The organism is Bartonella queenslandensis AUST/NH15 (assembly GCF_000312585.1).
In the GTDB taxonomy this organism is placed as follows: Bacteria; Pseudomonadota; Alphaproteobacteria; order Rhizobiales; family Rhizobiaceae; genus Bartonella; species Bartonella queenslandensis_A.
In genome coordinates this window covers 11,841-14,900 of sequence record NZ_HE997975.1, presented here as the reverse complement: position 1 = coordinate 14,900, position 3,060 = coordinate 11,841, and the positions used below count along the sequence as shown (strand labels likewise).

General features: G+C 36.7%; 2 protein-coding genes. One reads left to right on the top strand and one right to left on the bottom strand.

Annotated elements, in window-relative coordinates; all coding sequences use genetic code 11:
• Positions 1-505 precede the first annotated feature (505 nt).
• A complete protein-coding gene (gene purD / locus BN338_RS00340) occupies positions 506-1,780 on the bottom strand; it encodes a phosphoribosylamine--glycine ligase (protein ID WP_039757982.1) in 1,275 nt (424 codons plus the stop codon).
• An 87-nt stretch (positions 1,781-1,867) separates the two neighbouring features.
• Between purD and ubiA the strand changes: the two genes are divergently transcribed.
• Positions 1,868-2,872 carry a 4-hydroxybenzoate octaprenyltransferase gene (ubiA, locus tag BN338_RS00335; RefSeq protein ID WP_039757979.1) on the top strand — a complete coding sequence of 335 codons (1,005 nt, stop codon included), beginning with the start codon at positions 1,868-1,870 and terminating at the stop codon, positions 2,870-2,872.
• Positions 2,873-3,060: the final 188 nt, after the last annotated feature.

The window sequence follows — 3,060 nt, the reverse complement described above, 5'->3', positions numbered from 1 at the left end:
GTTGATGATGTGATTTTTGGTTTTGCTACGTCGTTAAAACACGATCAGATTTTTGGATGAGTTTTTTACTTTCTTTTGTAAAGCAAGTTATTGATTTATAAAATAATGATCATTTTCTTGCACGTTACAAGGAGGGGATGCTCATGTGGATGAGGAACATTAAAAAGAGCAAAACTCTCTGATAAGTTTTCTAGATAACAAGGGTTGTGTCGTAACATTTCGAGTTTGACACAAAGACGTTATTAGATTTTGTCTTATGTTCAATAAAGAAGGCAGAATGAACTGACATTCTTCACTGTTAATGTCATGAAATGAGAAAAAGAGCATGAGAGATATTGCTTTATGCGTGAATAAGATGAGTATATTCTTTTTTAGGTATTTTATTCTTTAAAGAAAAATATACTCGTTTTCTTCAAAAGTTATGTTCAACACCACATAATAAGAAAATTCATGTTTCGTGCTCTTGGATGAAAGAATAAAATCGTAAAAAAGAATACCAAAAAATTTAGTTTTCTCGCGCAATGGCTCGCCATCCGATATCACGACGAACAAAGCCTTCTGGCCAATCAATACAATCAACAGCTTCATAAGCACGTTTTTGTGCTCTCGTAATTGTTTTTCCTGTTGCTGTTATATTGAGAACACGTCCTCCATTTGCAATAAGTTCTCCATTGCGCAATGTGGTACCAGCTTGAAAAACTTTTACATCAGGAAGTGTGTTTACTTTATCAACATTACGGATAATAGTTCCTTTTTGGGGAGAGGCTGGATAACCATGAGCAGCCATAACAACAGTAAGAGCAGTTTTATCGGACCACTGAAGGGGTTTATTTTCAAGCTTTCCTTGAGCTGCGGCAAGAAATATCGGTAGAATATCATCTTTGAGGCGCATCATTAAAACTTGACATTCAGGATCACCGAATCGTACGTTAAATTCAATGAGTTCGGGTCCTTTTTGCGTTATCATCAATCCGACGAAAAGAATGCCTTTAAAAGGGGTGCCCATTTCGTGCATACTTTTTAAAGCAGGTTCAACAATTTCTTTGAGGGTACGATTCACCATTTCTTCGGTCATGATGGGTGCTGGTGAATAAGCCCCCATACCACCGGTGTTTGCTCCAGTATCTCCATCTCCCACACGCTTATGATCTTGAGCAGATCCAAAGGGAAGAGCAATTTTACCATCACAAAGACAGAAGAAGCTTGCTTCTTCACCTTCAAGGAAAGATTCTACAACAATTTTGTTTCCTGCGTCTCCAAAGGCACTTTTGAAGCAGGCATCGATTGCGTTAAATGCTTCTTCTATCGTTTTTGCAACCACAACACCTTTGCCAGCTGCTAAGCCATCTGCTTTAATCACAATGGGAACTCCTTGTTGATGAATGTAAGCTTTGGCTTTTTCCGCATCATTAAAGCATTGGTAACTTCCTGTAGGAATGTTATTCTTACGACATAAATCTTTTGTAAAAGCTTTTGAACCTTCTAGTTGAGCAGCTTTTTGAGTAGGGCCAAATACACAGATGTTAGCACTATTAAGAGAGTCAGCTATACCAGCAACCAATGGTGCTTCTGGTCCCACAATCACAAGATCAATAGAATGTGCTTTACAAAAATCAATAACAAGGGGATGGTTATCAATGTCTAAATTAATATTTTCACCAAATTCTGTTGTTGCAGGATTTCCAGGAGCGCAATATAACTTTTTGAGCAGTGGTGATGCTGCTATTTTCCATGCTAAAGCATGTTCTCGTCCACCTGAACCAATAAGAAGAATATTCATTACTTGCTCCTCTCATAAAAGATGATTAATCTCATCTTTTCATAAGAATGAAATGTCTCTATCGCAAGACTAAAGGTAAATCATTTGATGAAAAAAAATAAAAATATTGCACCTGTTCAGTCCTATGATAGCCAAGGACGGGTTATGGATGCATCTTCCAAACAATGGGTCTATAATTTCCTTCCCTGTTCTTTATGGTTTTATGCGCAATTGGCGCGTTGGGATCGACCTATCGGATGGCAATTGTTGATGTGGCCTTGTTTTTGGTCAACAACAATGGCTTTTCTCTCTTATGATATGCATCATGAACCTCTTTTATCAATGTTGCTTCATTGGGTTTGGTATCTTTTTCTTTTTTTTCTGGGATCCATCGCTATGCGAGGGGCAGGGTGTACTTGGAATGATCTTGTTGATCATAAAATCGATTCTCAGGTAGAGAGAACACGTTCTCGTCCATTACCGACAGGTCATGTGAGTCGGTTTCAAGCAAAAGTTTTTATACTTGTGCAATGTTTAGTTGGTTTAGGCGTTTTATCACAATTTAATACGTTTAGTTTTTTTCTAGGCATTTCGTCATTGATAGCTGTTGCATTTTATCCTTTTATGAAACGCGTAACCTATTGGCCGCAGTTTTTTTTAGGCGTTGCATTTAATTGGGGAGCATTAATGGGGTGGGCTGTTGTGTTTGGAAGTTTAAGCTGGGCACCAATTTTACTTTATGTGGGATCAATCTTGTGGACCATAGGATACGATACAATCTACGCACATCAAGATAAAGAGGATGATGCTACTGTTGGTATCGGTTCTACGGCACTTCTCTTTGGTAAAGGAACTAAGCGTGCTTTAGTATTTCTATATGGTGGTTTTGTTGTATTTGTTAGTTTAGCATTTTATTTGGCTAAAGTTCCTCTCTTGAGTTTTTTGGGAATTTTTGCGGCAAGCATTCATATGTTTATTCAAATTAAAGTCATTGATATAGATGACAGTTCACAATGCCTCAGGCTTTTCAAGTCTAATTCGCTTATTGGTTTTGTGATTTTTGCTGGCTTAGTCTGTGGTGGTTTATGGATGATATTTAATTCTGCAGTTTAACAACGCGTTAGATAAAGTCATATGTTCTATGATGATGGGGAGAGGAATAAAAATACAAAGATACTTTCATGTAGTTTTAAAGTTTATTATTTTTTCATTTTCAAAGTTTCTTTGTATTTTACGATTATTTTTGTTTCAGCTCTTTCTGGTTTGAAATAACGGTTTTTTCAAATTTTATTAAAATAAAA